Source organism: Haloterrigena turkmenica DSM 5511, assembly GCF_000025325.1.
In the GTDB taxonomy this organism is placed as follows: domain Archaea; phylum Halobacteriota; class Halobacteria; order Halobacteriales; family Natrialbaceae; genus Haloterrigena; species Haloterrigena turkmenica.
Genome location: NC_013743.1, coordinates 272,251 through 293,529, shown reverse-complemented (window position 1 = coordinate 293,529; position 21,279 = coordinate 272,251). Strand labels below are relative to the sequence as shown.

Below are 21,279 nucleotides of genomic sequence, written 5' to 3'. Positions count from 1 at the left end.
CGCCGGGTCAACTACGTAACACGCGTGTTACCGGGCGCTGCGGTCGCCGGCCCTCGGACGAACGTCCCGCGATAGCGGCAGTGCGCGTGCCGACACATCATCGACGTGTCGCTCGAACGGACAACCGGTTTCGCCGTATCATCAGTATTTCCGTGGTTGAAGGGCTGAGACGGATACTATCTGCCCGGCGTACGCAGGCTCAACCGCTTCAAGCGAAACCGGCCAATCCTGACAGTACGGAACAGAACCACCCGGCGCCGGCCCGCGACCGTCCCCCCGCGGCCGTCGGCGCCGTCCATCAGTCGTGGCCCGGTGACGGCTTGCTCGAGGGCCACTCGACACAGCAGCCAACGGAGACATCCATGAACACAAGCCTCGAGGTGGAATACTGGGTCATCGACGACGACGGCGACCTGGTTTCACCCGGATCACTGCTCGATTACTCCGAACAGATCGATCCAGAGTTCGTCGAACCGATGCTCGAGATCAAGACGACGCCCTGCTCGTCGATGGCCGAGCTCCGCGAGGAGTTCCTCGGCCTGATCGAGGAGATAGTCGACGCGGCCCGCGAACGGGACAAGCGACTCGTCCCGCTGGCGACGCCGCTGCACGCCGCCCCGTCGGAGATCCCCTACCGCGACAAGCGGGGGACCGACCTCCAGCGACGGATCGTCGGCCCGGCGTTCGACGACGCGCGAGTCTGTGCGGGCACGCACATGCACTTCGAGCAATCGAACGTCGCCGACCAGTTGAATATGCTGACGGCGCTCGATCCCGCCTTCGCGCTCGTGAACAGTTCCTCGCACTACCGCGGCGAGCACATTCTCGAGTGCGCCCGGCCGTTCCTCTATCGGCGCTCGTGTTACGAGCCCTGTCCCGACCAGGGCCAGCTCTGGCCCTACGTCGACAGCGCTGCCGAGTGGGAGGAAGAACTCGAGACCGCCTACGACTGCTTCCGCGAGCGCGCGCTCGAGCGCGGCGTCGATTCGGCGGCGTTCGACGACGAGTTCGCCCCCTACGACGCGGTCTGGACGCCGGTCCAACTGCGGAAAGCGATGCCGACCGTCGAGTGGCGCTCGCCCGACACGGCCCTGCCGAGTCAGGTGCTGCGCCTCGCCGAGACGGTCCGCTCGCTCGTCAGCCGCGCCGACGCCCGCGGGACCACAATCGGTGACGGCGACCCGACCGACACCCACGGTAACAACGAGGGTTCGGTGACCCTCCCGTTGTTCGACAGCGTCGAGACGGTCACCGACGCCGCGATCCACGACGGCCTCGAGAACGCGGGCGTCCGGAACTACCTGCAGAACCTCGGCTTCGAGCCGTCGGCGTACGATCCGCTCGCGAGCCGCCTCCCCGACTCGCGGCTCTCGAAACGCCGCGCGAAGGACCTGCGACTCGAGGCCGCGCGCGGACTCGAGGCCGACCTCGAGCGACGCCGCGTGCGGGCCTAAAACGTACACAGTGCCAGGACCGAGTCCGGGCTCCTCGTCCAGCTATTTCCACTCGAGCGGGAGAGGGGACCGGCGGTCCCGCGCTGGCGCGAAAACATCCGCAGAAATCGGACTGTTTCTGATGCGCCCGCGAGAACGACCCCGACCGTTCAGTACGCGTCTGTCGCGAATGCGAAGTCAGTCGAGATCCACCGAACGAGACGTAGTGACGTCTATCTGACTAAAAATACGCAATTTTAACTGCACCAGCCCACTATCGATTTCCAATGAGTGAACGGATCGAGTCCGATGCTCAGTCGGAAGTGGGGTATCCCGCAACCGGGTCTGAGACGCTGACGTATAGCCCGGAGTTGCGTGGCTCAGCCCCTTCTCTCGATGCCCACGAACACGCTAACGATCACTTTGCGCTTATTTACGAGTCCCGAGAGGAGCAGTTCGCGGCCGCTATCCCGTTCATCCGCAAAGGACTCGAACGGGACGAGCGGTGCCTGTACATCACGTACGAGAATACCAGAGCGGAGGTCATCGAAGCGATGCGGGCCTACGATATCGATGTCGATACGGCCCTCGACTCGGGACAGCTCTCCATTCACGACGAAGAGGAGACCTACCTCCGCAACGAGACGTTCGACGCGGACGAGACGCTCGAGTTCATCGACGCTGCTATCGAGGACGCCACCGAAGAGTACGAGGCGCTCCGCATGACCGGCGAGATGAGCAGCGTCTTAGAAGAGGATCCCGACGGCGAGGAACTCGTCAAATGTGAGGCGAAGGCAAATTATCTCTTCGACGATGCGGACGGCATCGCGCTCTGTCAGTACAATCGCGAGCGGTTTCCCGCGGACGTGATCCGCGACGTCATCAGCACTCATCCGCTCCTCATCCACGATAACCGGATCAGTAGCAACGTCTACTACACGCCACCGAAGGAATTCTTCGGCCCCGAGAAGGCGGACTGCGAGGTCGACCGCCAACTGGGTATGCTCCGAGAGCAAACCGACGTGAAAGACAGACTTTCCAAGCGCGAGCAACGCCTCCGGGAGCTGGCGGAAGACCTCCAAGAAAACGAAGAACGACTGCAGCTCGCGCTCGAGGCCGGAGAAATGGGCATGTGGGAACTCGACCTGCAGACGAAAGACTCGCCCATCCGATCACGTCAGCACGATCGCATCTTCGGCTACGAGGAACCGATCGAGGAGTGGACCTTCGAGACGTTTCTCGATCACGTTCACCCGGACGACCGTGAGAACGTGGAACGATCCTTCGAGCAGGCCTTCGAGGCGGGTAAATGGGAGTTCGAGTGTCGGATCATCAGAACCGACGGTGAGGAGCGCGAAATTTCGGCTCAAGGAGCGTTCCACTCCGACGACGAGGGGGACCCAGTGCGTGCGGTCGGGGTCGTCCGAGACGTCACGGATCGCAAAGAACGCGAGCGACAGCTCAGGGAGTTAGTCGAGCGACTGGAGGAGTCGAACGAACGCCTCGAGCAGTTCGCCTATGCGGCCTCGCACGACTTACAGGAGCCGCTGCGGATGGTGTCGAGCTATCTACGGCTCATCGAGAACCGATACGGCGACGCGTTCGACGAAGACGGCGAGGAGTTTCTCGAGTTCGCGGTCGAGGGTGCCGACAGGATGCGGGAGATGATTCAGGGGCTGCTCGAGTACTCTCGAGTCGAGGCCGAGGGTGAACCCTTTCAGGCGGTCGATCTCAATGTAGTGCTGGAAGATGTCTGCGAGGACCTCCAGCTCCGGGTCGACGACAGCGGTGCCGAAATCACCAGCGAACGGTTACCCACCGTAGAGGGCGATGCCAACCAGCTTCGACAGGTATTCCAGAACTTACTGTCCAACGCTATCGAATACAGCGGCCAGGAACCACCGCGAATTCACGTCTCCGCCGAACGCGATGGAGCGAAATGGATACTCTCGGTACGCGACGAGGGGATCGGGATCGATCCCGACCATGCCGACCGCATCTTCGAGGTCTTCGAGAGCCTCCACACGAACGACGAACACGCTGGAACCGGAATCGGGCTCGCGCTCTGTGAACGTATCGTCGAGCGCCACGGGGGAGACATCTGGGTCGAATCTACGCCGGGTGAGGGATCGACGTTCTCTGTTACGTTGCCCGACCCGGAAGCGTAAGGGAGTGTCCACAGTGGATAGTGCTCGCTCCGTTTGATCAGTTTGCACTCCCGTTCGACATCACTGACGGCCGATAGCGATCCCCGCGTCGGACTGTCGCTCGAGCGGGCGAATAGCAACGGAAACCCGCAATCACGCCGCGACGCAGTGCGACTCAGTGCAGTCGATCGAGCCACCGCTGGCCGGTCCGGAGGTCGGTCGGAATCTCGTCGCCGAACGCACAGCGGATGCGCTCGGCCTCGCAGGGATTGCCCATCGCGGCTTCGATCGCCGGCGATCCACCCTCGAAGATGGCGCTGCTCGCGGTCGTCAACTGTCCGAAGGCGTGGGGTTCGTCCGTCTCGGGCTCGGGATGGCGACAGATCGAGTCGTCCCCCGGGCCGTTCACGTGGTCCCGCGCGAACCGCCAGAGGTCCTCGCGATCCAACTGTTCGTCGCCCTCGAGCAACTCGAGCGCGCGCTGGCGACGTTTCGTCGAACTCTCGGCTTCGGTCGACGCCGAGCACACGAAGTGGTTCGTCCGGGTGACGACGGGGTCGTCGTCGTCAATGATCCGCTCGGCCGCGGGGTCGACCTCGAGCAGGACCGCGTCGGTGTCGTCGGCCAGAAACAGCGTCTGGCCCATCAAGCGACGCGTGAGCCGGGACTCGAGGAACTCGCGGGCGTCCTCGATGGTCGCACACTCCTCGAGCAGCATGCGGATGACGGTGCCGTTTCGCAGTCGGGTTTCGGGGGTGACGTCCTCGCCCTCGCCTTCGCAGTCGATGTACGTGTTCGCCGCGACCAGTCCCTGATCGTTGACGCCCTTGAACATCGAGACCGTCCCGCAGGTGTCGATCGTGAGGATCCCGTAGTAGTCGTCGATCGGCGGCTGCTCGACGATCGACTTCGGGCGCGTGCCTCGGCCGGCGATGTCGCGGTTCTTGAGCACCAGCGGGCCGGTGGTTCCGGCGTCGCCGCCCGTATCGATCCCGCCGTCCGACTCGACTCGCGGCGGCGTGACGAGCGCGTTCGTACACCCCTCTCCGATTCCGTTACCGACCCCTTTCGGATTCTTCTCCGAGCGACCCTCTCCCTCGGCCAGTTCCTCGCACAGCTCGGAATAGGCGAAGACATACGCCTCGTAGACCGCCTGATCAACATCGAACACGTCGGCCATCGCCTCGTAGGCCCGCCGATGGCGATCCGGCAGACTCTCCCGACTCCGGCGCGCGTACTCGAGCAGCGGTTCGAGGTCGACCCCCTGCGTGTCGACGATCGACTCGAGTTCGTCGATCGCCCACTCGACGGCCTCGCGCTCGGTCTCGGCGCGGCGCCGCGCGTGCTCGGCGAACGAATCGACGCCGGCGATCGTATCGTCGTACGCAATGGTGTCGACGGCCGTATCGTCCATATCGAAAGCTAGGACTCGAGGGGGTTGTATCGCCGGCCTGAATTAATATCGGATTGAGTGTAGCAGCCGTTCGACGATTAGCACAGGCGGAGGCGTTACCGTTGCGGCCGAGACACAAGCGCTGCACCCGTGAGCGACCAGCGGGAGCGAACGGCCTTTTTAGCGTAGATTTTTGCGCCGAGTGGTTCCGAGCGAAGTGAGGAATCCCGAGACGCAAAAAGGTACTTGTAAAGGGTGTACGCGCGTCGGCAGTGGGGACGGTGATCGTCGCGCGTGGCGATGATCGATGTGTTCCCCTCGATCCCCCGTGTGATGCCGTTGACCGGCGCTGCCGACAGGTTAGTTAAGGGTGTCAACACGCATTAGTTTATCGGAGCGCGAAGTGAGGGGAGCGTACCGAGAAGCGGAGTCACCTCGAGGAAGCGTCGTGAAAAGCGGGCGCGATGGGATTTGAACGACGCCGTCGGCTCGCTATCGCTCGCCGCCGTCTCCTTCAAATCCCACGTGCCGGTTCACTCGTCGCTCCGCGACTCGTTGCACGGGCGCGATGGGATTTGAACCCACGACCGTCGGATTAGAAGTCCGACGCTCTTTCCGGACTGAGCTACGCGCCCTCGAGTAGGAATCGACGACGGATCGGTATAAGCGGTGTGGATTCCCGCAGCTACCCGTGGAAGCGGTACAGTGAAGTCACGAACGGCAACCGATTGACCAGCCAGATCGCCACCGGGAGGCCGACGATCGTGACCGCGAACAGGGCCGCGAGGTTAGCCCAGAGGAAATTCAGCCACCAGCCGACGAGGACGAAGTACAGCGCTCGAGTCAATAGGGAGTGCTGGCCGCGAGCCGAGTCGAGGTTCGTGAACGTTCGCGGTTCGGCCAGCGTCAACACCGTCAGGACGAGGTTGACGAGTTTGATCCCGATCGGTGCCAGGACGACGGTGACGTTCAGCGCCCACGCGAGGTTGACGACGATCGGCGTCGCCCACCAGCCGACGGCGAGAAACCAGATCGCTCGCACGAAGAGGGACCGTTGTGACATACCGACTGAACGAACCGACAGAAGTAATCACGGCGATCGATCGCAGTTGCGTCGCTGAGCGGAGATCTTCCTCACACCGTCGATACCGGAGGCGACCGCGAAAAAAGCCGTGTGACGTCGATCGTCTCGCGTCTTCGACCGCGGACGCTAGAGGCTGGTGTCTCCCTCTGCGTCCGAACCGTTGTCCGCGGAACTGTCGTTGTCGCTAAACGGATTGTCCGATTCGAACCCGTCGTCGGACGCGTTTTCGTCGTCTGCCGAGTCGTTCTCGTCCGTACTTGGACCGGACATGCCATCGTCCTCGGAGTCGTTCTCGTCCGCACCCGGTTCGGCGCCGCCGTTCTCGCCAGTGCCGGACTCGTTGCCCGTCTCGTTCGCACCGGGATCGCTTCCATCAGCGGAACTGCCGTCGTCATCGCTGGATTCGTTCTCCTGAGACCCTACGTCGCTGCAGCCGGCGAGTGCGGCGATAGCACCGGCACCAACTGTCGTCGCGAACCGCCGTCGGTCGAGTTTCGGACCTGTCATAGCGTGCAGTCGAGGCGATGACCGACTGCTAAATAATGGCGACAGTCGATTCGAATTGTTAGTCTGGATTGTGTTGAATTATCCGTTTTTAACTCGAACCGGGTGAATAGTTGCGCTCGTCGCCGCCGTTGCACACCGGACAAGAGAGAGGGCGCACGGGCACGACGCGGCCGGTCGCGAGTACCGACTCGAGGACGCAGCCGGCCCGTTTCGAGAGGGGCGCATCCGCACCAACCGAGCCGGATAATCGGGCCCTACGGACGTTTCACTGGGTGCAATCGGGCCGTTTCGGCCGCCACGAACCCGCTCGACTCGAGCGACGAACAACAGCGCTTATACACGTCTCGCCGGTACGATCCGTCGATGCACGTCATCGGAACGGTGGGACTGCCCGGCAGCGGGAAGGGCGAGGCCGCGACCGTCGCGCGCGAGCACGGCATCCCGGTAGTGACGATGGGCGACGTCGTCCGCCAGGAGACGGCCGACCGAGGCCTCGACCCGACGAAGGACCACGGCAAGGTCGCGCAGGCGCTGCGCGACGAGAACGGACCGACCGCGATCGCCGAGCGATCGCTGCCGATGATCGAGGACCGTCTCGAGGACCACGACACCGTCCTCGTCGACGGCATCCGATCGGACACCGAGGTCGACGTCTTCGAGGAGCGGTTCGGCGAGGCGTTCACGCTGGTCAGTATCGAGGCCCCCTTCGAGATGCGGGCCGAGCGCATCGATGCCCGCGGCCGGGACGCCGCCGAAGACGACGGCGGCGAGGGGCTGGCCGCCCGCGACGAGCGCGAGCGCGGCTTCGGGATGGACGACGCGATGGACCGGGCCGACGTCGTCGTCGAGAACACCGACTCGCTCGAGGCCTTCCACGAGCGCATCGAGGCGATCATCCGCGAGGGCCCCGGCTCCGAATCGGAACCGACACCCGACTCCGTCTCCAACACCGATCCATGACCGACATCTACCGCGTCGACGTCGAGATCACGGCGCCGATCTACGACACCGAAGTCACGAGTCGCGTCGTCGACGCCGTGGCCAACATCTTCCCCAACGCCGACCTCGAGGAGGAGTTCGGCGAGGTCAGGGCCGAAGCGCACGCGATGGACCACTTCTCCGATCTGCTCCACCGCCAGGAGATCCTCGACACCGCCCGCGGCGAGTTCTTCGCGAACCGTGAGGGCGATACATTCTCCTTCGCGCTGAAGAAGCAGGCGGCCTTCGAGGATCGGATCAACTTCTCGGTGGGCGAACCGGACGAACTCGGTGAGATCAGCGTTCGGGTCCGCGTCGAGGAGCCGACCGTCGAGGAGTACATCGACCACATCGCGCCGCCGACCGAGGACGGTCGACCGGTCGACGCCTGATCTTGGGTCGTTCGGCTCTGTTGAAACCGTAAGAGAGTGTCAAATTTCTCAGCAGGAAGGGGGTTTCACATAGTCGTCTTGTGAAGAATGGACCGTAACTGTGTCGTTGTTGATACGGAGGTCAACTCGAACGGTGTTATCGTCGTCGCATTTCTCGTCAATCGTACCTTCCGCGTTCGTCGTGGCCTGAAGCGTGTACTCTCCGTCAGGGAGATCGTCAATAACAAGATATTGGCCGGGTAGAGACGCCGGATACACGTCGGCCCACCCCGCACTAATTCCCTGATAGTCACAATCGAACTTGGCACTACTGCTGGCGTTTGAGCGGGTTTGGAAGTTATCCCGAAGACAAAATGTCTGTTTCTTTCCCGCGTTCATCTCGTTGCCTGCTTCATCAAGTATCTTATATTTATTGAAGCCTTTCAGATGCGCATGGTTATGGGAGTCCGAATATTCAAACAGATCAGATCTGTTCTCAGGATGACCCAATTCGGCATCTGCATCTCCTACATTGTATATGATCATGTCAAATCGAAGTAGTCTATGTTCGCCCGGAGTTACGAAACCGTCTTCAACGTCAGCGCTGGACTCATCAAACTCTTCTATTGAAACATCAAAATTCCTGACGCCCGGAACGAAGTTGACCTCCGGCTGGTCCTCAACTTGATCATCTTCGACTTGATCATCTGAGGGTTCAGAGTCGGACTCAGTTGTGGATGGCGTCGTCGAATTCTCTTCATCCACCGGAGTGGCCTCCTCGTTTGCAGTGTCTTCGCTTCCGGAAGTTGTGGAGGTGTCTGTGCTACTGTCGCTCACTGTGAACGGGTTGTCAGCCGCAACGCCTCCGAGCGTGATCATACCGACCCCCGCCACTACGATGAGGAGAACTCCCACCAGTGCCGTCGCACGCTTCCTCTCTTTTATCCAATTTAGTATCATACTTTCATACTGGAGCGTACTCGGATCTGGGCGAGAAGAAATATAGTAAGAATCCGACTAATTACGCAGTGAACATAACGAACTCGTTATAGAGCATCATTAACTGGTGAACACCTCCTCTCGCTTCCGTTAGTGCCGTGATTATTTCCGGTAGGAGGCAATGGCACTGGTTGCACTAACTGGAGTCGTCGTTGTTCTCAGAAGAAGGCTCGTCCGTCTCTCAGAACACCTCAAGCATTTTAACGGGGCCGGCCGGTTCTAATCCGTACTCTCGCCATAAAGTACGAGGAGATCGTCACACTGACTCGGTAGCGACCCGTGGCACTCGAGACAGATTCAGTACTGATTAGTGACGACTACGAAAGCGCTATTTTTCTCGTGGCGACAGGTGCTGACACGATGACTGCGACGGAACTCACGAGACGACGGTTTGGGCTCGGTTTCACGGGAGTTCTCTCGTTGCTCGCGAGCGGCTGTCTCAACAGTATCACCGGCGGCGACGACCACGAACACGAGCACGAGCACGACGACCCGCCGTGGGAGCGGGGCGGACTGTATGAACTCGATCAGGGTACCTATCCGTACACCTATCAGGACGGTCCCAACCCCGATATGCACCTCGCGATCGTGCCGACGGACGAAGACGGGGACCACGGGCTCTTCCACGCGGGGGAAACCGCGACGGAACTCTTCGAAAACGGCGAGGCGGACACGGTGTCCGACGGCGACACGGTTCAGCCCTCGTCCGAGACGCTCTATCGCGTCGATTTCGAATCCGAGGGCGAAACGACGATCGAACTCGAGATCGAGTCCGACGGTCTCTACTCGCTGTTTACCGCACACGACCCCGACGAGTTCGACGCGGCACTTCGCTCCGAAACCGGCGAGGAACTGACGCCGACCGTGACCGAAGAGCACTCGAGCCACAGCCACGACGACGAAAGCCACAGTCACGACGATGAGCACGAGCACTGAGACCCCGTTCCCGGAACCTCTAGCGAAACGAGCAGACCGAGACGAGAACGCCTGGCTGGAACTGTGAGTGAGCCGGCGTAACCGCCGAGCAACGGAATCAGCCCACTACTGATAGGGGTCGGCCGCATACTACCGACAGATGCACGACACGATCAGCGTCTCGGAGATCATGGTCACCGACGTTGTCACCGCCCCGCCGGACGCCACCGCCTCCCGCGCCGCGACGCTGTTGCGCGACGAGGGCGTCAGTTCGGTCGTCGTCGTCCGCGACGGCGAGCCGATCGGTATCGTGACCGAGGGCGACTTCCTCGAGCACCTCTGTGAACGCACCGACCTCGGCAGTGTCGAGCTGACCGACGTGCTGTCGGCGCCCCTCGAGACGATCGCACCCGACACGTCGATCGTCGACGCCGTGGCCATCCTGCGCGAGTCCGGCTTCGAACACCTCCCGGTCGTCGACGGCGGGAGCGACGCCGACGATCCCGCCGACCTCGCCGGCATCCTCACCACGACGGAGCTCAGCTACTACGTCCCGCACCTCGCCCGTCGGACGGGGGGACTCGGGGCCGATCGCCCGCGACAACGGGTGCGAACCGACACGCAGTACGAGCGCGACGACTGGACGTTCGAGTACCGCGCCGACAACGAGTCGACCGTCGACGTCGGCGACGTCGCCCGGTTCTCAAAGGTGATCTCGGAGAGCGACGTCGAGGCGTTCGCCGAGATCAGCGGCGACACGAACCGGCTGCATCTGGACGCGGCCTACGCGGCCGAGACCAGATTCGGCGAGCGGATCGTCCACGGCGTCCTCGCCACCGGGCTGATCAGCGCCGCACTCGCCCGCCTGCCGGGACTGACGATCTACCTCTCACAGGAGAGCAGCTTCCTCGCGCCGGTGCCGATCGACGACCGCGTGACGGCCGTCTGCGAGGTCGTCGACGATCTGGGCGGCTCGAAGTACCGGATCGAGACGACCGTCACCGACGGCGACGGAACGACCGTGCTCGACGGCGACGCGGTCGTCCTCGTCGACGACCTCCCGCCGGAAGCGACAGCCGAAGACGAGCCGGTGGCCCACGATTGACGACGGGGACGGGACCGTGGCCGCCAGCGGCGACGCCGAGCCGAGACCATCGACTAGAGTCGGTTGCGAACTGCTAATCGTGTCGATTACGTGCAGTCGCCGGCCGCGTCGACCGACTCCTCGCCCGTTTCCTTGTGGTTCTGTGCCGCAACGGGTTCGCCGTCGGCCGCGGCGATCGCCCACTCCTCGAAGGCCGCCGCCGCATCGGTGAGGTGTTCGCTCTGGCAGATCGCCGTGTCGACGTGGTCGGCGATCCCGCCCGGCGGCTCCTCGTCTTCCTCGAGGGTCGTCGTCGCCGTCTCGAAGGTCGACTGGGCGTTGCCGAAGGCGGTCTCCGCCTTCCCGTAAGCCTGATTCTCCATGTGCTCGCGGCCCGTCTGCAGGTCCTCGTAGCCGCCGAGCAGCGACTCGAGGCCGTCGCCGAGGGTCACGAGCGACCCGACCGCGTCGCCCAGCGTCGCGACGCCGTCCGCGAGTTCCGCGGGATCGATCCGGACCAGTCGCTCGAACGCCTCGTCGAACGATTCGACGTCGGCGGCCGCCTCCGCGTGGTTCGTCTCGGCGACCGCAAACTCGTCCGTTCGCTCGTCGATCGTCGCAGACGCCGCCTCGAGGTCGTCGTCATCGGCGCTCTCGTCGTCGCTGTCGGCGTCATCGCCACCCTCGTCGCCATCGGCAGCGTCGTCGCCGCCGATCGCGTCGAAGACGGCCTCGAGGTCCGCCTCGAGCGTCTCGTCAGTGACCGTCTCGGTCACGTCGACCAGCCGCTCGAGGACGCCCGCGTACGTCCGCAGGAGTTCGATCTCGGACTCGCGGTCGTCGTCCAGTTCGTCCGCCGCCGTCTCGAGGTGTGCGCGGGCGCTCTCGATCCGCTCGGTCGGGACCGAGGCGTCGAACTCGACGTCGGTGGGCTCCTCGAAGTCGTCGGCGGCGAACAGGGCGAGGGCGGCCTCGTTCAACTCGCCGACGGCGCGGTCGAGTTCGCGGTCGCCGGTCCGATCGGCGACCGCGACGGAGTCGTCGCTCGAATCGCTACCCGGGAGATCGTCGAGACAGCCGGCCGTCGCGGCCAGCGTGGCGAGGGGGATACCAGTGCGCGTGAGATACTGCCGACGGTTCATCGACTCGAGGATACGTCTAGAGGAACATGAACGTAGTGGCAGCCGACAATACGTGTCTCGAGTCCGAAACGAACGCGCTCGAGGGGAGAATCGATCGGCGGTGAGTCGAGTGAGGATCGCGTCGCGATCAGCCGAACGGCCCCATCCCGCCCATTCCGCCGCCGCCACCGCCGCCCTGCTGCATCTGTTTCATCATGCGCTGCATCTCCTGTTCGGAGCCCATGCCCTGGAACTGCTTGATCGTCTTCTCCATCATCTTGTACTGCTGGAGCAGTTCCCGAACTTCCTCCTCGGTCGTACCCGAGCCGCGGGCGATGCGCTCGATCTGGCTGGCGCCGATGGCCTTCGGGTACTCCTTTTCGGCCTCGGTCATCGAGTCCATGATGACGCTGAACGTGCGCATCCGGTCCTGGGTGACGTCCATCGCGTCGTCGGGCAGCTGGTCCTTGATCCCGCCGCCGAAGCCGGGGATCATGTCCATCACCTGATCCAGCGGCCCCATGTTGTTCATCGCCTCCATCTGCTTTTGCATGTCGTGGAGGGTGAACGAGCCCTGGAGCATGTCCTCGGGGTCCCAGTCCTCTTCCTCCATCTCGGTCTGCTCCATCGCGCGCTCGACGCGCTCGGCGAGCTGGCCGAGATCGCCCATACCGAGCAGCCGCGAGATGAAGCCGTCGGGCTCGAAGCGCTCGATGTCCTGGACCTCCTCGCCGGTCCCGAGGAAGGCGATCGACGAATCGGTCTGGTCGACGGCGGTCAGGGCGCCGCCACCCTTCGCGGTCCCGTCGATCTTCGTGATGACGACGCCGTCGATCCCGATCGACTCGTCGAACTGCTGGGCCTGGTCCTTGGCTCCCTGCCCGATCGCCGCGTCCAGCACGAGCAGCGACGTGTCGGGATCGGCGACGTCCTCGATCTCCTCGATCTCGTCGATCAACTCGTCTTCCAGAGCGTGGCGACCCGCCGTGTCCACGATGTGGACGTCGGCCTCGCTGGTCTTCTCAAGGCCCTTGCGGGCGATTTCGACGGGATCGTCGTTGTCCGGGTTGCCGTAGAAGTCGACCTCCGCGCGCTGGGTCATCTCCTTTGCCTGCTCGTAGGCGCCGGGGCGGAAGGTGTCGGTCTGGATCACGGCGGGCCGGAGTCCCTTCGTCGAGAACCACCACGCCATCTTCGCGGCGGAGGTAGTCTTACCGGACCCCTGCAGCCCCGCGAGCAGGATGGTCTGTTCCTCGAGGGGCAACTCGGTGGAGTCACCGATGAGGTCGACCAGTTCCTCGTAGACGATGCGGAGGACGAAGTCCCGCGCCGGCGTCCCGGCCGGCGGTTCTTCCTCGAGCGCTCGCTCCTTGATGTTGTCCGACAGCTCCATCACGAGCGAGACGTCGACGTCGGCGGAGAGCAAGGAGCGCTGAATCTCCTTGACGATCTCCTCGATGTCCTCCTCGCTGATGCGTGACTTCCCGCGGAGTTTATCTAAGGTGCCCCGTAGAGAACTCCCGAGATCGTCGAGTACCATTTGCTCAGTCTACGGGGCGATGGCGTTAAAGGCTTTTTCTACTCTACACGGCGCGAACGGAATCCCGAGACGAGATCACGGTCGATACGGGACGAACCCGAGGCGGCGTCGGTGAGTATTTCACCCGACCAGAACAACGTCCGCGTATGAGTTCCGACGCGGACGCCGATCCCAGCGAGTACGAGGCGCTCGAGGACGCCGACGTCACGATGCGCGAAACCGAACACGGCCTCCACATCGCCGACGACGAGGTCACCGGCGTCTCGAGTCAGGGACAGACGCCCGAGGAAGCCGTTCGGAACCTCGCGGAGGCGGTGCGATCCTATCGGGAGGCGACGGACGACGACCCGGGCGACGACTGGCTGTGAGCGCGGCAGTGGTGGCCGGAGAGGGTCGTCAGTGGAATAGTGTTGCCAACCAGCACCAACTCCCATAGCGTCGACAATAAGAACCGTTCTCCGCGCACAGCAATTCTTTCGACAGACGCACCAGAGTAACTATTCGCCCCTGTGGTGAACGAGTCTACTGTCGCATGGAACAGACACGATCCGATTCACCGCGCGGAAGCGACTCGACGACAGATTCGGCGATGGCGCGCCGGCGCGTGCTTCGAGGCGGAACGGGACTGGCGGCAACGGCCCTCGGTATCGCGACGCTCGGCGGTCAGGCCGCCGCGCACTTCCCGGCGGACCTCGAGATCGACGTCAAGCCGGGCACCGATCGAGCGCCGATCAACCCGAACAGTTGTGGCGTGATCCCGGTCGCCGTCCAGGGGACCGACGAGTTCGATCCGACGAACGAGGTCGTCCGGTACCGGTTCGGCGCGCCCGATGTCGTAGAGAGTGGCGACGGCGCGCGACCGATGCACGACGGCCACGGAGTCGACATGGACGGCGACGGACGGGACGACCTCCTGTTGCTGTTCCCGGCCGCCGACGCCGGGTTCGACGGCGACGAATCGACCGCCCGCCTCGAGTGGGAGCGAAGCGAGGACGGCGCGCACGGACTCGCGGGAACGGCGCCGATCAGGATCGTCGGACGACGCGGCCGAAAACGCGGACGAGGGCGCGGCGGTAGCTCGCAGTAACGACGACCGCGGGCATCCCGCGGTGACGACGCGTTCCGCGGGGGACGCGCTTGTCGCAGTGGTTATGTGAGGTCGAATCGTTCCGGCGAGCATGAACGTTCGACGGGACCGCGTCGAAACCGTCCTGCGGGCGATCGTCCACGAACTCAAGGTCGAACGGGTGACGTTCATGGCCGGGTCGATCGCGTACAACGCCTTCCTCTCCCTGCTCCCGCTGCTCTTGCTCCTCCTGACGATCATCAGCAGCGTCGGGGACGAAGGCCTCGAGCGGGGGCTGCTATCGATCACGCGCGCGGCGCTGACGCCGGGCGCGGCGGACGTCCTCGTCGAGGAACTGCAGACATCGACGGCCGGGGCCTCGCTGCTCGGCCTCGCCGCCCTCCTCTGGGGGGCGTTGCGGATCTTCCGGAGCCTCGATATGGCCTTCTCGGACATCTACGAGTCCCAGGCCGAGAACACCTTCCTCGACCAGCTGCGGGACGGCCTCGTCGTGCTGGTCTCGGTCGCGGCCGTCGTCGCCGTCGTCATCGTCCTCGAGTCGCTCGGGGGCGGACTCGAGGCCGTCGGCGGCACCGCGGGCTGGCTCCTCCACCGGCTCCTGCTGGTCGTCGCCACGGGCGTCGCGCTCGTCCCGATGTACTACCTCTTCCCGGACGAACCGAAGATCACCGTCGTCGAGGTGTTGCCGGGCGTCGGCGTCACCGCCGTCGGCCTCGTGACCGCGGAGTCGGCGTTTCGACTCTACGTCGAGTACGGCTCCACGAACGCCGAAAACGGGCTGCTCTCGGGGGTCATCGTTCTGATGACGTGGCTCTACGTCAGCGGGCTCGTGATCCTCGTCGGCGCGGCCGTCAACGCCGTGCTCTCCAATCGCAGCGAGGACGTCTCGATCGAGCCCGTGATCGGCGGCGTCGCCCTCGAAGCGGGGAGCGCCGGCGCGACCGTTCCGGACGGAGCCGACGGCGCCGCGCGCACCGTCGATCCTATCCGGACGATCGGCGCCCTCGAGGATCGGCTGCCGACCGCGTCCGACGTGCGGATCGTCGTCGACGGCGAGTCGGTTCAGGTGCCGCCGCCGGACCGCGTCGACGGCGACCGCGAGACGTCCGCGATCCCCTTCGTCGACGACAGCGTCGGCGTCGGGCTCCGCTGGAACGTTCGAGACGGGGACGCCGAGGCGGACAGCGACACCGAAGCGGACGAAGGCGCGGCGGACGAAACCACCGAGTCCGACGCTGTGCGCGACGCCGCTCGGCGGGACGCGTAGCCAGCTACCGGGGGACCCTCGAGTCGCAGGGTCCGGTTTTACGCGCGCAGCCGTGATCGACTCGCGTATGGACGAGTACGATCTGATCGCGGTCGGCGGCGGCTCGGGCAGTCAGGTCGCGACGGCGGCCGCCGAACGGGGCCTCGAGACGGCCGTGATCGAACGCGGCCCGCTGGGCGGCGCCTGCATCACGCGGGGCTGTGTCCCCTCGAAGGCGCTGATCCACCGGGCTGACATCGCCGACTCGGTCCGCCACGCCGAAGCGTTCGGCGTCGGGGCCGCGCTCGAGGGCGTCGACTACGGTGAGATGACGGCGGCGATCCACGACACGGTCTACGAGAAGGCCGACCGTCAGGAAGCGAGCCTCGAGGACGCCGAGAACGTCACGCTCTACCGCGGCGAGGGCCGGTTCGCCGACGAGCGAACGCTCGAGGTCGACCTGAACGACGGCGGCGACGTCGAGGTACGGGGCGACAGCGTCGTCCTCGGGGTCGGGGGTCGGCCGATGATCCCGCCGATCGACGGCCTCGAGGACGTGGATTTCCTCACGAGCGACGACGCACTCTTCCTGGACGAACAGCCCGACTCGCTGGTCGTCGTCGGCGGGGGCTACATCGGCGCCGAACTTGGCTACTTCTTCGCTGCGCTCGGGACGGACGTCTCGCTCGTCGGGCGAAGCGAGCGACTCGTCCCGCGGGAGGATGACGCCGTCAGCGAGGTCGTGACGGAGTCGCTCGAGCGATACTGCGACGTCTACACGGGGTACGAGGCGGCCAAAGTCGCAGAGAACGATACGGGCGTCGTCGTGACGGCTGAACCGAACGAGGGCGGAGACGGCGACGACGGGGAGAGCAGTACCGGCGACGGCGTCGAACTCGAAGCCGACGACCTGCTGCTCGCGACGGGGCGGCGTCCGAACACGGACACGCTGAACCTCGAGGCGACCGGCGTCGAGACCGACGACGGCGAGTACGTCGTCGTCGACGACCGACTCGAGACGACCTGCGACGGCGTCTGGGCGCTGGGCGATATCGTCGGCGAGCAGCCGTTCAAACACGCCGCGGACTACGAGGCGAAGACCGTTTCGGCGAACCTTCTCGAGGACGGCGACCAGGCGGTCGATTACGGCGCGATGCCCCACGCCATCTTCACCGAGCCACAGGTCGCCAGCGTGGGGCGAACGGAGGGCGAACTCGAGGATGCGGATCGAGAGTACGAGTCGGCGACGGTCCCCTTCGACGCCGCGCCGCTGGGAATGATCATGGACGCCGACGACGGGTTCGTAAAGGTGCTCGCGGCGCCCGACGGCGAGATTCTCGGCTGTCACATCGTCGGTCCGCAGGCCTCGACGCTGATTCAAGAGGTCGTCACCGCGATGGAGGGCGGCGGAACCGTCGACGACGTCGCCGAGCCCGTTCACGTCCACCCGGCGCTCTCGGAGGTCGTCTACACCGCTTTCGACGAACTGTCCTCGAGCGAGTTCTCGACGGCGCCCGACTGGCGAGACGTGAGTGACGAGTGAATTATGCACGCACGCACCCCTCATCTATACCAATGCCCGACAGATCGGAACCGTCCGTGACAGGCGGCGATGACGCGGCGACGGCGGCCTACGAGCGGATCACCGACGCCGTCTTCGCGCTCGATTCGGAGTGGCGGTTCACCTTCTGCAACGAGCAGGCCGAGCGGCTGCTCCGGCGATCAGAGACGGAGCTACTCGGAACGGTCGTCTGGGAGGCGTTCCCTGACGCGTTCTCGCCGTTCCGGGCGACCTACGAGCGTGCGATGGACACGCAGGAACCGGTCGCGTTCGGGGCCCGATCCGAACCGCTCGACGACTGGATCGAGGGACGCGCGTATCCCTCCGAGAACGGGCTCACGGTCACCGTTCGCGTCGACACGGAGCACGTGCGACGGCGGGAGCGACTCGACCGGCGCCGGACGGCACTGCAGAACGCCTACGAAGTCATCGCGGATCCCGACCGATCGCTCGACGAACAGCTGCAGTCGCTGCTGGGGGTCGTTCGGGAGACGATCGGAACGGAGTACGGAACGCTGTCGTGCGTCCACGAAGACGCCGACGAGTACATCTTCGAGGCCGTCGACGCGCCGCCCGACGCGGATCTCGAGGCCGGCGATACGACCGCGCTCGAGGCGACCAACTGCGAGCGGGTCGTCAGCAGCGAACGGACGCTCGTCCTCCAGGACGTCGACGCGGACGCGCCGGAGCTGGCCGACCGCGCGGGCAACGCCGAGTGGGGAATCTCCTGTTATCTCGGGACGCCGGTCGTCGTCGACGGTGACGTGTACGGGACGTTCTGCTTCTACGACATGGAGGCCCGAACCGAGGCCTTCTCCGACTGGGAGGTCACCTTCGTCGAACTGCTTGGCAACTGGGTGAGCGCCGAACTCGAACGGCGGGAGTACGAAGCGGACCTCGAGACGTCGAACGAACGCCTCGAGCAGTTCGCCTATGCCGCCAGCCACGACCTCAAGGAGCCGCTGCGAATGGTCGAGAGCTATCTCTCGCTCATCGAGCGGCGCTACGGTGACGTCCTCGACGAGGACGGGCGAGAGTTCATCGACTACGCCGTCGACGGTGCCGAGCGCATGAAAGCGATGATCAACGGCCTGCTCGCGTACTCGCGGGTCGAAACGCGGGGCGCCCCGTTCGAACCGGTGGACCTGAACGCCGTGTTCGAGGACGTGCGAAGCGATCTGGAACTCCAGCTGACGGAAACGAGCGCGGAGCTCTCGAGGGAGTCGTTGCCCCGCGTCGAGGGAGACCCCGATCAGTTACAACAGGTCCTCCAGAACCTCCTCTCGAACGCACTGCAGTACAGCGGTGACGAGCCGCCGCGCGTCCGCGTCAGCGCTGAGCGGAGGGGCGACGAGTGGATCGTCTCGGTCAGTGACGAGGGAATCGGTGTCGACCCCGACGATGCGGATCGCATCTTCGACGTGTTCCAGCGCCTGCACAGCCACGAGGAGTTCGACGGGACCGGCATCGGGCTCGCGCTCTGCGAGCGCATCATCGAGCGCCACGACGGCGAGATCTGGGTCGAGTCGGTGCCCGGCGAGGGAGCGACGTTCCGGTTCACGCTGCCGGCGGCGACGGCCCGCGAGTCGTGATCGCTCTCGGCCGCCAATCCCGACGCGGACTCCGTGTCTCGCGGGCGACGTCGTTCCCGATCGTGATCAGACGACTGCGTTCTGCTCGTCGATGAAGGAGTGGTACCAGGCGACGTAGGTGAGGATCATCCAGAGCGTCCGGCCGACCGACTCCTCGCCGCGGCGGTGGGCGTCCCGGAGCGCCGTGGCCCGGTTCGCGTCGACGTACGGCGTCTGTCGGAGTTTCTCCCGCGTGAACCAGGTCTCGATCGAGTCGTGTTCCTCCTCGAACCAGTCCTCGACGGGCGGGCGCATTCCCATCTTCTCGCGCTCGAGGATCTGATCGGGGAGGAGGTCGCTGACGGCGGTCTTGAGCACCCGTTTGACGTCGTCGTCGTTGACCTTGAGTTCGGCCGGCAGCGAGTGGGCGAACTCGACCATCTCTTTCGAGAGGAAGGGGACGCGAAGCTCGAGCGACTGGGCCATGCTCATGTGGTCGGCCTTGTAGAGGTGGTAGTCGGGCAGCGTGTAGCCCGTCTCGTAGGTCGACATGTGCTGCTCTAAGGCCGGATCCGCGACCTCCGCGGTGACCTCGCCGACGTTCGCCCGCAGGCCGGAGGTCGCGGCTGACTCCCCTGTCCGGAGGAACTCGTCCGGTTCGGGTCGGAAGGTCGTGAAGCCGCAGACGTGGTTGAGCAGCATCTCCTCGTTGTTCTTCAGCCCGGAGAAGTACCGGAGGTGTTTGTTCCCGACCGGCGCCACCTGCGCGACGGCCCCGGCGACGTCGTGAGTGAACTCCGGCATGAAGTCGACCTTGCGCTTGTGTTCGGGGACGTGCTGGTACCACGGGTAGCCCGCGAACAGTTCGTCGGCGCCCTCGCCGGCCAGCGCAACCTTGACGTCCTGGCTGGCCCGCTCGGAGAGGGCGTACATCGGCAGCATCTGCAGGTGGCCCGTCGGCTCGCCGAGGTACTGCATCATCTCGCCGAACAGGTCCATCGACGAGAGGTCGATGTCGACCTCGTGGTGGTCGGTGCCGAAGTGGTCCGCGACGAGCCGCGCTTCGTCGCTCTCGTCGAGGCGGTCGTCGGTAAACGAGACGGAGTAGGTCTTGAGCTGATCGTCCTTCAGTTGCGAAGCGATTCCGGTGACGGCGGAGGAGTCGAGCCCGCCCGAGAGGAACGCCCCGACCGGCACGTCCGCCATCAGGCGCTTCTCGACGGAGCGTTCCAACAGGGTCCGCAGTCGGTCGGCCGCCGCCGCCATCGACGTCGTCCGCGTCCCGGTCTCGAGCTCGAGCAGGTCCCAGTACTTCCGCGTCTCGACCCCGTCGTCGGTGATCGTCACCGACTGACCCGGTTCAACCTTCCAGACGTCCTCCAGCAGGGTCTGGGGCGCCGGCGTGTACTCGAGCGAGAAGTGGTTGTAGACGGCCGCGGGATCGATCGTCCGGTCGACGCCGCCGATCAGCAGCGCCGGGAGTTCGCTCCCCCAGACGTAGCCCCGGTCGGTCTTCCCGAAGTACAGCGGCTTAATGCCGAACCGGTCGCGGGCGAGGAAGACGGTCTCGGTCTCGCGGTCCCAGATGGAGAACGCGAACATGCCCTCGAGGTGAGAGACCATCTCCTCGCCGTACTCCTCCCAGAGGTGGACCAGGACTTCGGTGTCACACTCGCTCTCGAATTGATGGCCCTCGCGGGAGAGCCGCTCGCGCAACTCGCCGTGGTTGTAGATCTCGCCGTTGAAGACCACGCCGACCGTCTCGTCCTCGTTCCACTTCGGCTGGGAGCCGCCCTCGAGGTCGACGATCGAGAGACGGCGCGCACCCATCATGAGTCCCGCGTCGCGGTCGAGGTACGACCCCTCCTCGTCGGGGCCGCGATGTTCGATCCAGTCGAGCATCGACGAGAGCGTCTCGTCGTGGGTCCACCCGTACGCACCAACGATGCCGCACATAACCCATCAACCGATAATATCGGCCCTTGTAATAGAGGCCTTGCAGCCCGGTAATCGGCCCGTTACTGTTGGATATGATACAACAACCAGGTCGGGACGGATATCGTGACAGCTGAACAACGTCGTCCGTGGCGCTAATTAGTCGAATCAATGATTGTGTAGTCGGAGCGAACGGTAGCGTATTCGACTCCTAGAACGACCTGTCGGACAGGCAATGCCAGCGGACCTCAACGCGAACGCAACCGTGCCCGAGGTCTCCCTACGGTCGCCTCGTTACGCGCTCCGC

General features: G+C 64.6%; 18 protein-coding genes and 1 tRNA gene. 11 read left to right on the top strand and 8 right to left on the bottom strand.

The window, feature by feature from the left end; translation table 11 throughout:
* Window positions 1–362: 362 nt before the first annotated feature.
* Together HTUR_RS01330 and HTUR_RS01325 are read left to right on the top strand one after the other, a co-directional pair.
* Complete coding sequence (locus HTUR_RS01330) at window positions 363–1,454, top strand: glutamate-cysteine ligase family protein (protein WP_012941498.1); 1,092 nt, start codon at window positions 363–365, stop codon at window positions 1,452–1,454.
* 266 nt (window positions 1,455–1,720) lie between these two features.
* Window positions 1,721–3,601, top strand: coding sequence for an MEDS domain-containing protein (locus tag HTUR_RS01325; RefSeq protein WP_012941497.1), 1,881 nt, complete (start codon window positions 1,721–1,723; stop codon window positions 3,599–3,601).
* A gap of 154 nt (window positions 3,602–3,755) precedes the next feature.
* Here HTUR_RS01325 and HTUR_RS01320 read toward each other — a convergent pair whose 3' ends face one another.
* The 4 genes from HTUR_RS01320 to HTUR_RS01305 all read right to left on the bottom strand — a co-directional run bounded on the left by HTUR_RS01320 (window position 3,756) and on the right by HTUR_RS01305 (window position 6,564).
* Window positions 3,756–4,994: a C45 family autoproteolytic acyltransferase/hydolase gene (locus tag HTUR_RS01320; protein ID WP_012941496.1), complete on the bottom strand. Its 1,239-nt coding sequence runs from the start codon at window positions 4,992–4,994 to the stop codon at window positions 3,756–3,758.
* Window positions 4,995–5,533: 539 nt separating this feature from the next.
* A tRNA-Arg gene (locus HTUR_RS01315) sits at window positions 5,534–5,608 on the bottom strand.
* 50 nt (window positions 5,609–5,658) lie between these two features.
* On the bottom strand, window positions 5,659–6,036 hold the full coding sequence (locus HTUR_RS01310) for a YccF domain-containing protein (protein ID WP_012941495.1): 378 nt from the start codon (window positions 6,034–6,036) through the stop codon (window positions 5,659–5,661).
* A 147-nt stretch (window positions 6,037–6,183) separates the two neighbouring features.
* A complete protein-coding gene (locus tag HTUR_RS01305) occupies window positions 6,184–6,564 on the bottom strand; it encodes a hypothetical protein (RefSeq protein WP_012941494.1) in 381 nt (126 codons plus the stop codon).
* Window positions 6,565–6,927: 363 nt separating this feature from the next.
* Between HTUR_RS01305 and HTUR_RS01300 the strand changes: the two genes are divergently transcribed.
* A complete protein-coding gene (locus tag HTUR_RS01300) occupies window positions 6,928–7,524 on the top strand; it encodes an AAA family ATPase (RefSeq protein WP_012941493.1) in 597 nt (198 codons plus the stop codon).
* Window positions 7,521–7,934, top strand: coding sequence for an RNA-binding domain-containing protein (locus HTUR_RS01295; RefSeq protein WP_012941492.1), 414 nt, complete (start codon window positions 7,521–7,523; stop codon window positions 7,932–7,934). The genes HTUR_RS01300 and HTUR_RS01295 overlap by 4 nt, the downstream gene beginning before the upstream one ends.
* Window positions 7,935–7,982: 48 nt before the next feature.
* Here HTUR_RS01295 and HTUR_RS01290 read toward each other — a convergent pair whose 3' ends face one another.
* Complete coding sequence (locus HTUR_RS01290; protein ID WP_226377464.1) at window positions 7,983–8,828, bottom strand: lysyl oxidase family protein; 846 nt, start codon at window positions 8,826–8,828, stop codon at window positions 7,983–7,985.
* Between the two features lie 444 nt (window positions 8,829–9,272).
* Here HTUR_RS01290 and HTUR_RS01285 point away from each other — a divergent pair, with 444 nt between their 5' ends.
* Together HTUR_RS01285 and HTUR_RS01280 are read left to right on the top strand one after the other, a co-directional pair.
* A complete protein-coding gene (locus tag HTUR_RS01285; protein WP_012941490.1) occupies window positions 9,273–9,848 on the top strand; it encodes a hypothetical protein in 576 nt (191 codons plus the stop codon).
* Window positions 9,849–9,987: 139 nt separating this feature from the next.
* Window positions 9,988–10,932, top strand: a complete 945-nt coding sequence (locus HTUR_RS01280) for a CBS domain-containing protein (protein ID WP_012941489.1) — start codon at window positions 9,988–9,990, stop codon at window positions 10,930–10,932.
* 86 nt (window positions 10,933–11,018) lie between these two features.
* Here HTUR_RS01280 and HTUR_RS01275 read toward each other — a convergent pair whose 3' ends face one another.
* Both HTUR_RS01275 and HTUR_RS01270 read right to left on the bottom strand, forming a co-directional pair.
* Window positions 11,019–12,053: a hypothetical protein gene (locus HTUR_RS01275; protein WP_012941488.1), complete on the bottom strand. Its 1,035-nt coding sequence runs from the start codon at window positions 12,051–12,053 to the stop codon at window positions 11,019–11,021.
* Window positions 12,054–12,180: 127 nt separating this feature from the next.
* Window positions 12,181–13,572, bottom strand: coding sequence for a signal recognition particle protein Srp54 (locus HTUR_RS01270; RefSeq protein WP_012941487.1), 1,392 nt, complete (start codon window positions 13,570–13,572; stop codon window positions 12,181–12,183).
* 146 nt (window positions 13,573–13,718) lie between these two features.
* Here HTUR_RS01270 and HTUR_RS01265 point away from each other — a divergent pair, with 146 nt between their 5' ends.
* The 5 genes from HTUR_RS01265 (at window position 13,719) to HTUR_RS01245 (ending at window position 19,058) form a co-directional block, all read left to right on the top strand.
* Window positions 13,719–13,940 carry a type II toxin-antitoxin system HicB family antitoxin gene (locus tag HTUR_RS01265; protein ID WP_012941486.1) on the top strand — a complete coding sequence of 74 codons (222 nt, stop codon included), beginning with the start codon at window positions 13,719–13,721 and terminating at the stop codon, window positions 13,938–13,940.
* A gap of 164 nt (window positions 13,941–14,104) precedes the next feature.
* Window positions 14,105–14,659 carry a hypothetical protein gene (locus tag HTUR_RS01260; protein WP_049941561.1) on the top strand — a complete coding sequence of 185 codons (555 nt, stop codon included), beginning with the start codon at window positions 14,105–14,107 and terminating at the stop codon, window positions 14,657–14,659.
* 91 nt (window positions 14,660–14,750) lie between these two features.
* On the top strand, window positions 14,751–15,926 hold the full coding sequence (locus HTUR_RS01255; RefSeq protein WP_012941484.1) for a YihY/virulence factor BrkB family protein: 1,176 nt from the start codon (window positions 14,751–14,753) through the stop codon (window positions 15,924–15,926).
* A gap of 67 nt (window positions 15,927–15,993) precedes the next feature.
* Window positions 15,994–17,448: a dihydrolipoyl dehydrogenase gene (locus HTUR_RS01250; RefSeq protein WP_012941483.1), complete on the top strand. Its 1,455-nt coding sequence runs from the start codon at window positions 15,994–15,996 to the stop codon at window positions 17,446–17,448.
* A gap of 32 nt (window positions 17,449–17,480) precedes the next feature.
* Entirely contained in the window at window positions 17,481–19,058 is a 1,578-nt protein-coding gene (locus HTUR_RS01245) for a sensor histidine kinase (protein WP_012941482.1), read from the top strand.
* 66 nt (window positions 19,059–19,124) lie between these two features.
* On the opposite strand, the gene asnB is transcribed toward HTUR_RS01245, so the two are convergent.
* Window positions 19,125–20,993, bottom strand: a complete 1,869-nt coding sequence (gene asnB, locus HTUR_RS01240) for an asparagine synthase (glutamine-hydrolyzing) (RefSeq protein WP_012941481.1) — start codon at window positions 20,991–20,993, stop codon at window positions 19,125–19,127.
* Window positions 20,994–21,279 lie beyond the last annotated feature (286 nt).

What these genes read in the sequence shown, in the direction of transcription:
- HTUR_RS01305 (WP_012941494.1), bottom strand. Translation starts at nt 6,564, where the DNA reads ATGACAGGTCCGAAACTCGACCGACGGCGGTTCGCGACGACAGTTGGT.
- HTUR_RS01270 (WP_012941487.1), bottom strand. Translation starts at nt 13,572, where the DNA reads ATGGTACTCGACGATCTCGGGAGTTCTCTACGGGGCACCTTAGATAAA.
- HTUR_RS01310 (WP_012941495.1), bottom strand. Translation starts at nt 6,036, where the DNA reads ATGTCACAACGGTCCCTCTTCGTGCGAGCGATCTGGTTTCTCGCCGTC.
- HTUR_RS01285 (WP_012941490.1), top strand. Translation starts at nt 9,273, where the DNA reads ATGACTGCGACGGAACTCACGAGACGACGGTTTGGGCTCGGTTTCACG.
- HTUR_RS01265 (WP_012941486.1), top strand. Translation starts at nt 13,719, where the DNA reads ATGAGTTCCGACGCGGACGCCGATCCCAGCGAGTACGAGGCGCTCGAG.
- HTUR_RS01255 (WP_012941484.1), top strand. Translation starts at nt 14,751, where the DNA reads ATGAACGTTCGACGGGACCGCGTCGAAACCGTCCTGCGGGCGATCGTC.
- HTUR_RS01295 (WP_012941492.1), top strand. Translation starts at nt 7,521, where the DNA reads ATGACCGACATCTACCGCGTCGACGTCGAGATCACGGCGCCGATCTAC.
- HTUR_RS01325 (WP_012941497.1), top strand. Translation starts at nt 1,721, where the DNA reads ATGAGTGAACGGATCGAGTCCGATGCTCAGTCGGAAGTGGGGTATCCC.
- asnB (WP_012941481.1), bottom strand. Translation starts at nt 20,993, where the DNA reads ATGTGCGGCATCGTTGGTGCGTACGGGTGGACCCACGACGAGACGCTC.
- HTUR_RS01245 (WP_012941482.1), top strand. Translation starts at nt 17,481, where the DNA reads ATGCCCGACAGATCGGAACCGTCCGTGACAGGCGGCGATGACGCGGCG.
- HTUR_RS01280 (WP_012941489.1), top strand. Translation starts at nt 9,988, where the DNA reads ATGCACGACACGATCAGCGTCTCGGAGATCATGGTCACCGACGTTGTC.
- HTUR_RS01320 (WP_012941496.1), bottom strand. Translation starts at nt 4,994, where the DNA reads ATGGACGATACGGCCGTCGACACCATTGCGTACGACGATACGATCGCC.
- HTUR_RS01300 (WP_012941493.1), top strand. Translation starts at nt 6,928, where the DNA reads ATGCACGTCATCGGAACGGTGGGACTGCCCGGCAGCGGGAAGGGCGAG.
- HTUR_RS01275 (WP_012941488.1), bottom strand. Translation starts at nt 12,053, where the DNA reads ATGAACCGTCGGCAGTATCTCACGCGCACTGGTATCCCCCTCGCCACG.
- HTUR_RS01260 (WP_049941561.1), top strand. Translation starts at nt 14,105, where the DNA reads ATGGAACAGACACGATCCGATTCACCGCGCGGAAGCGACTCGACGACA.
- HTUR_RS01250 (WP_012941483.1), top strand. Translation starts at nt 15,994, where the DNA reads ATGGACGAGTACGATCTGATCGCGGTCGGCGGCGGCTCGGGCAGTCAG.
- HTUR_RS01330 (WP_012941498.1), top strand. Translation starts at nt 363, where the DNA reads ATGAACACAAGCCTCGAGGTGGAATACTGGGTCATCGACGACGACGGC.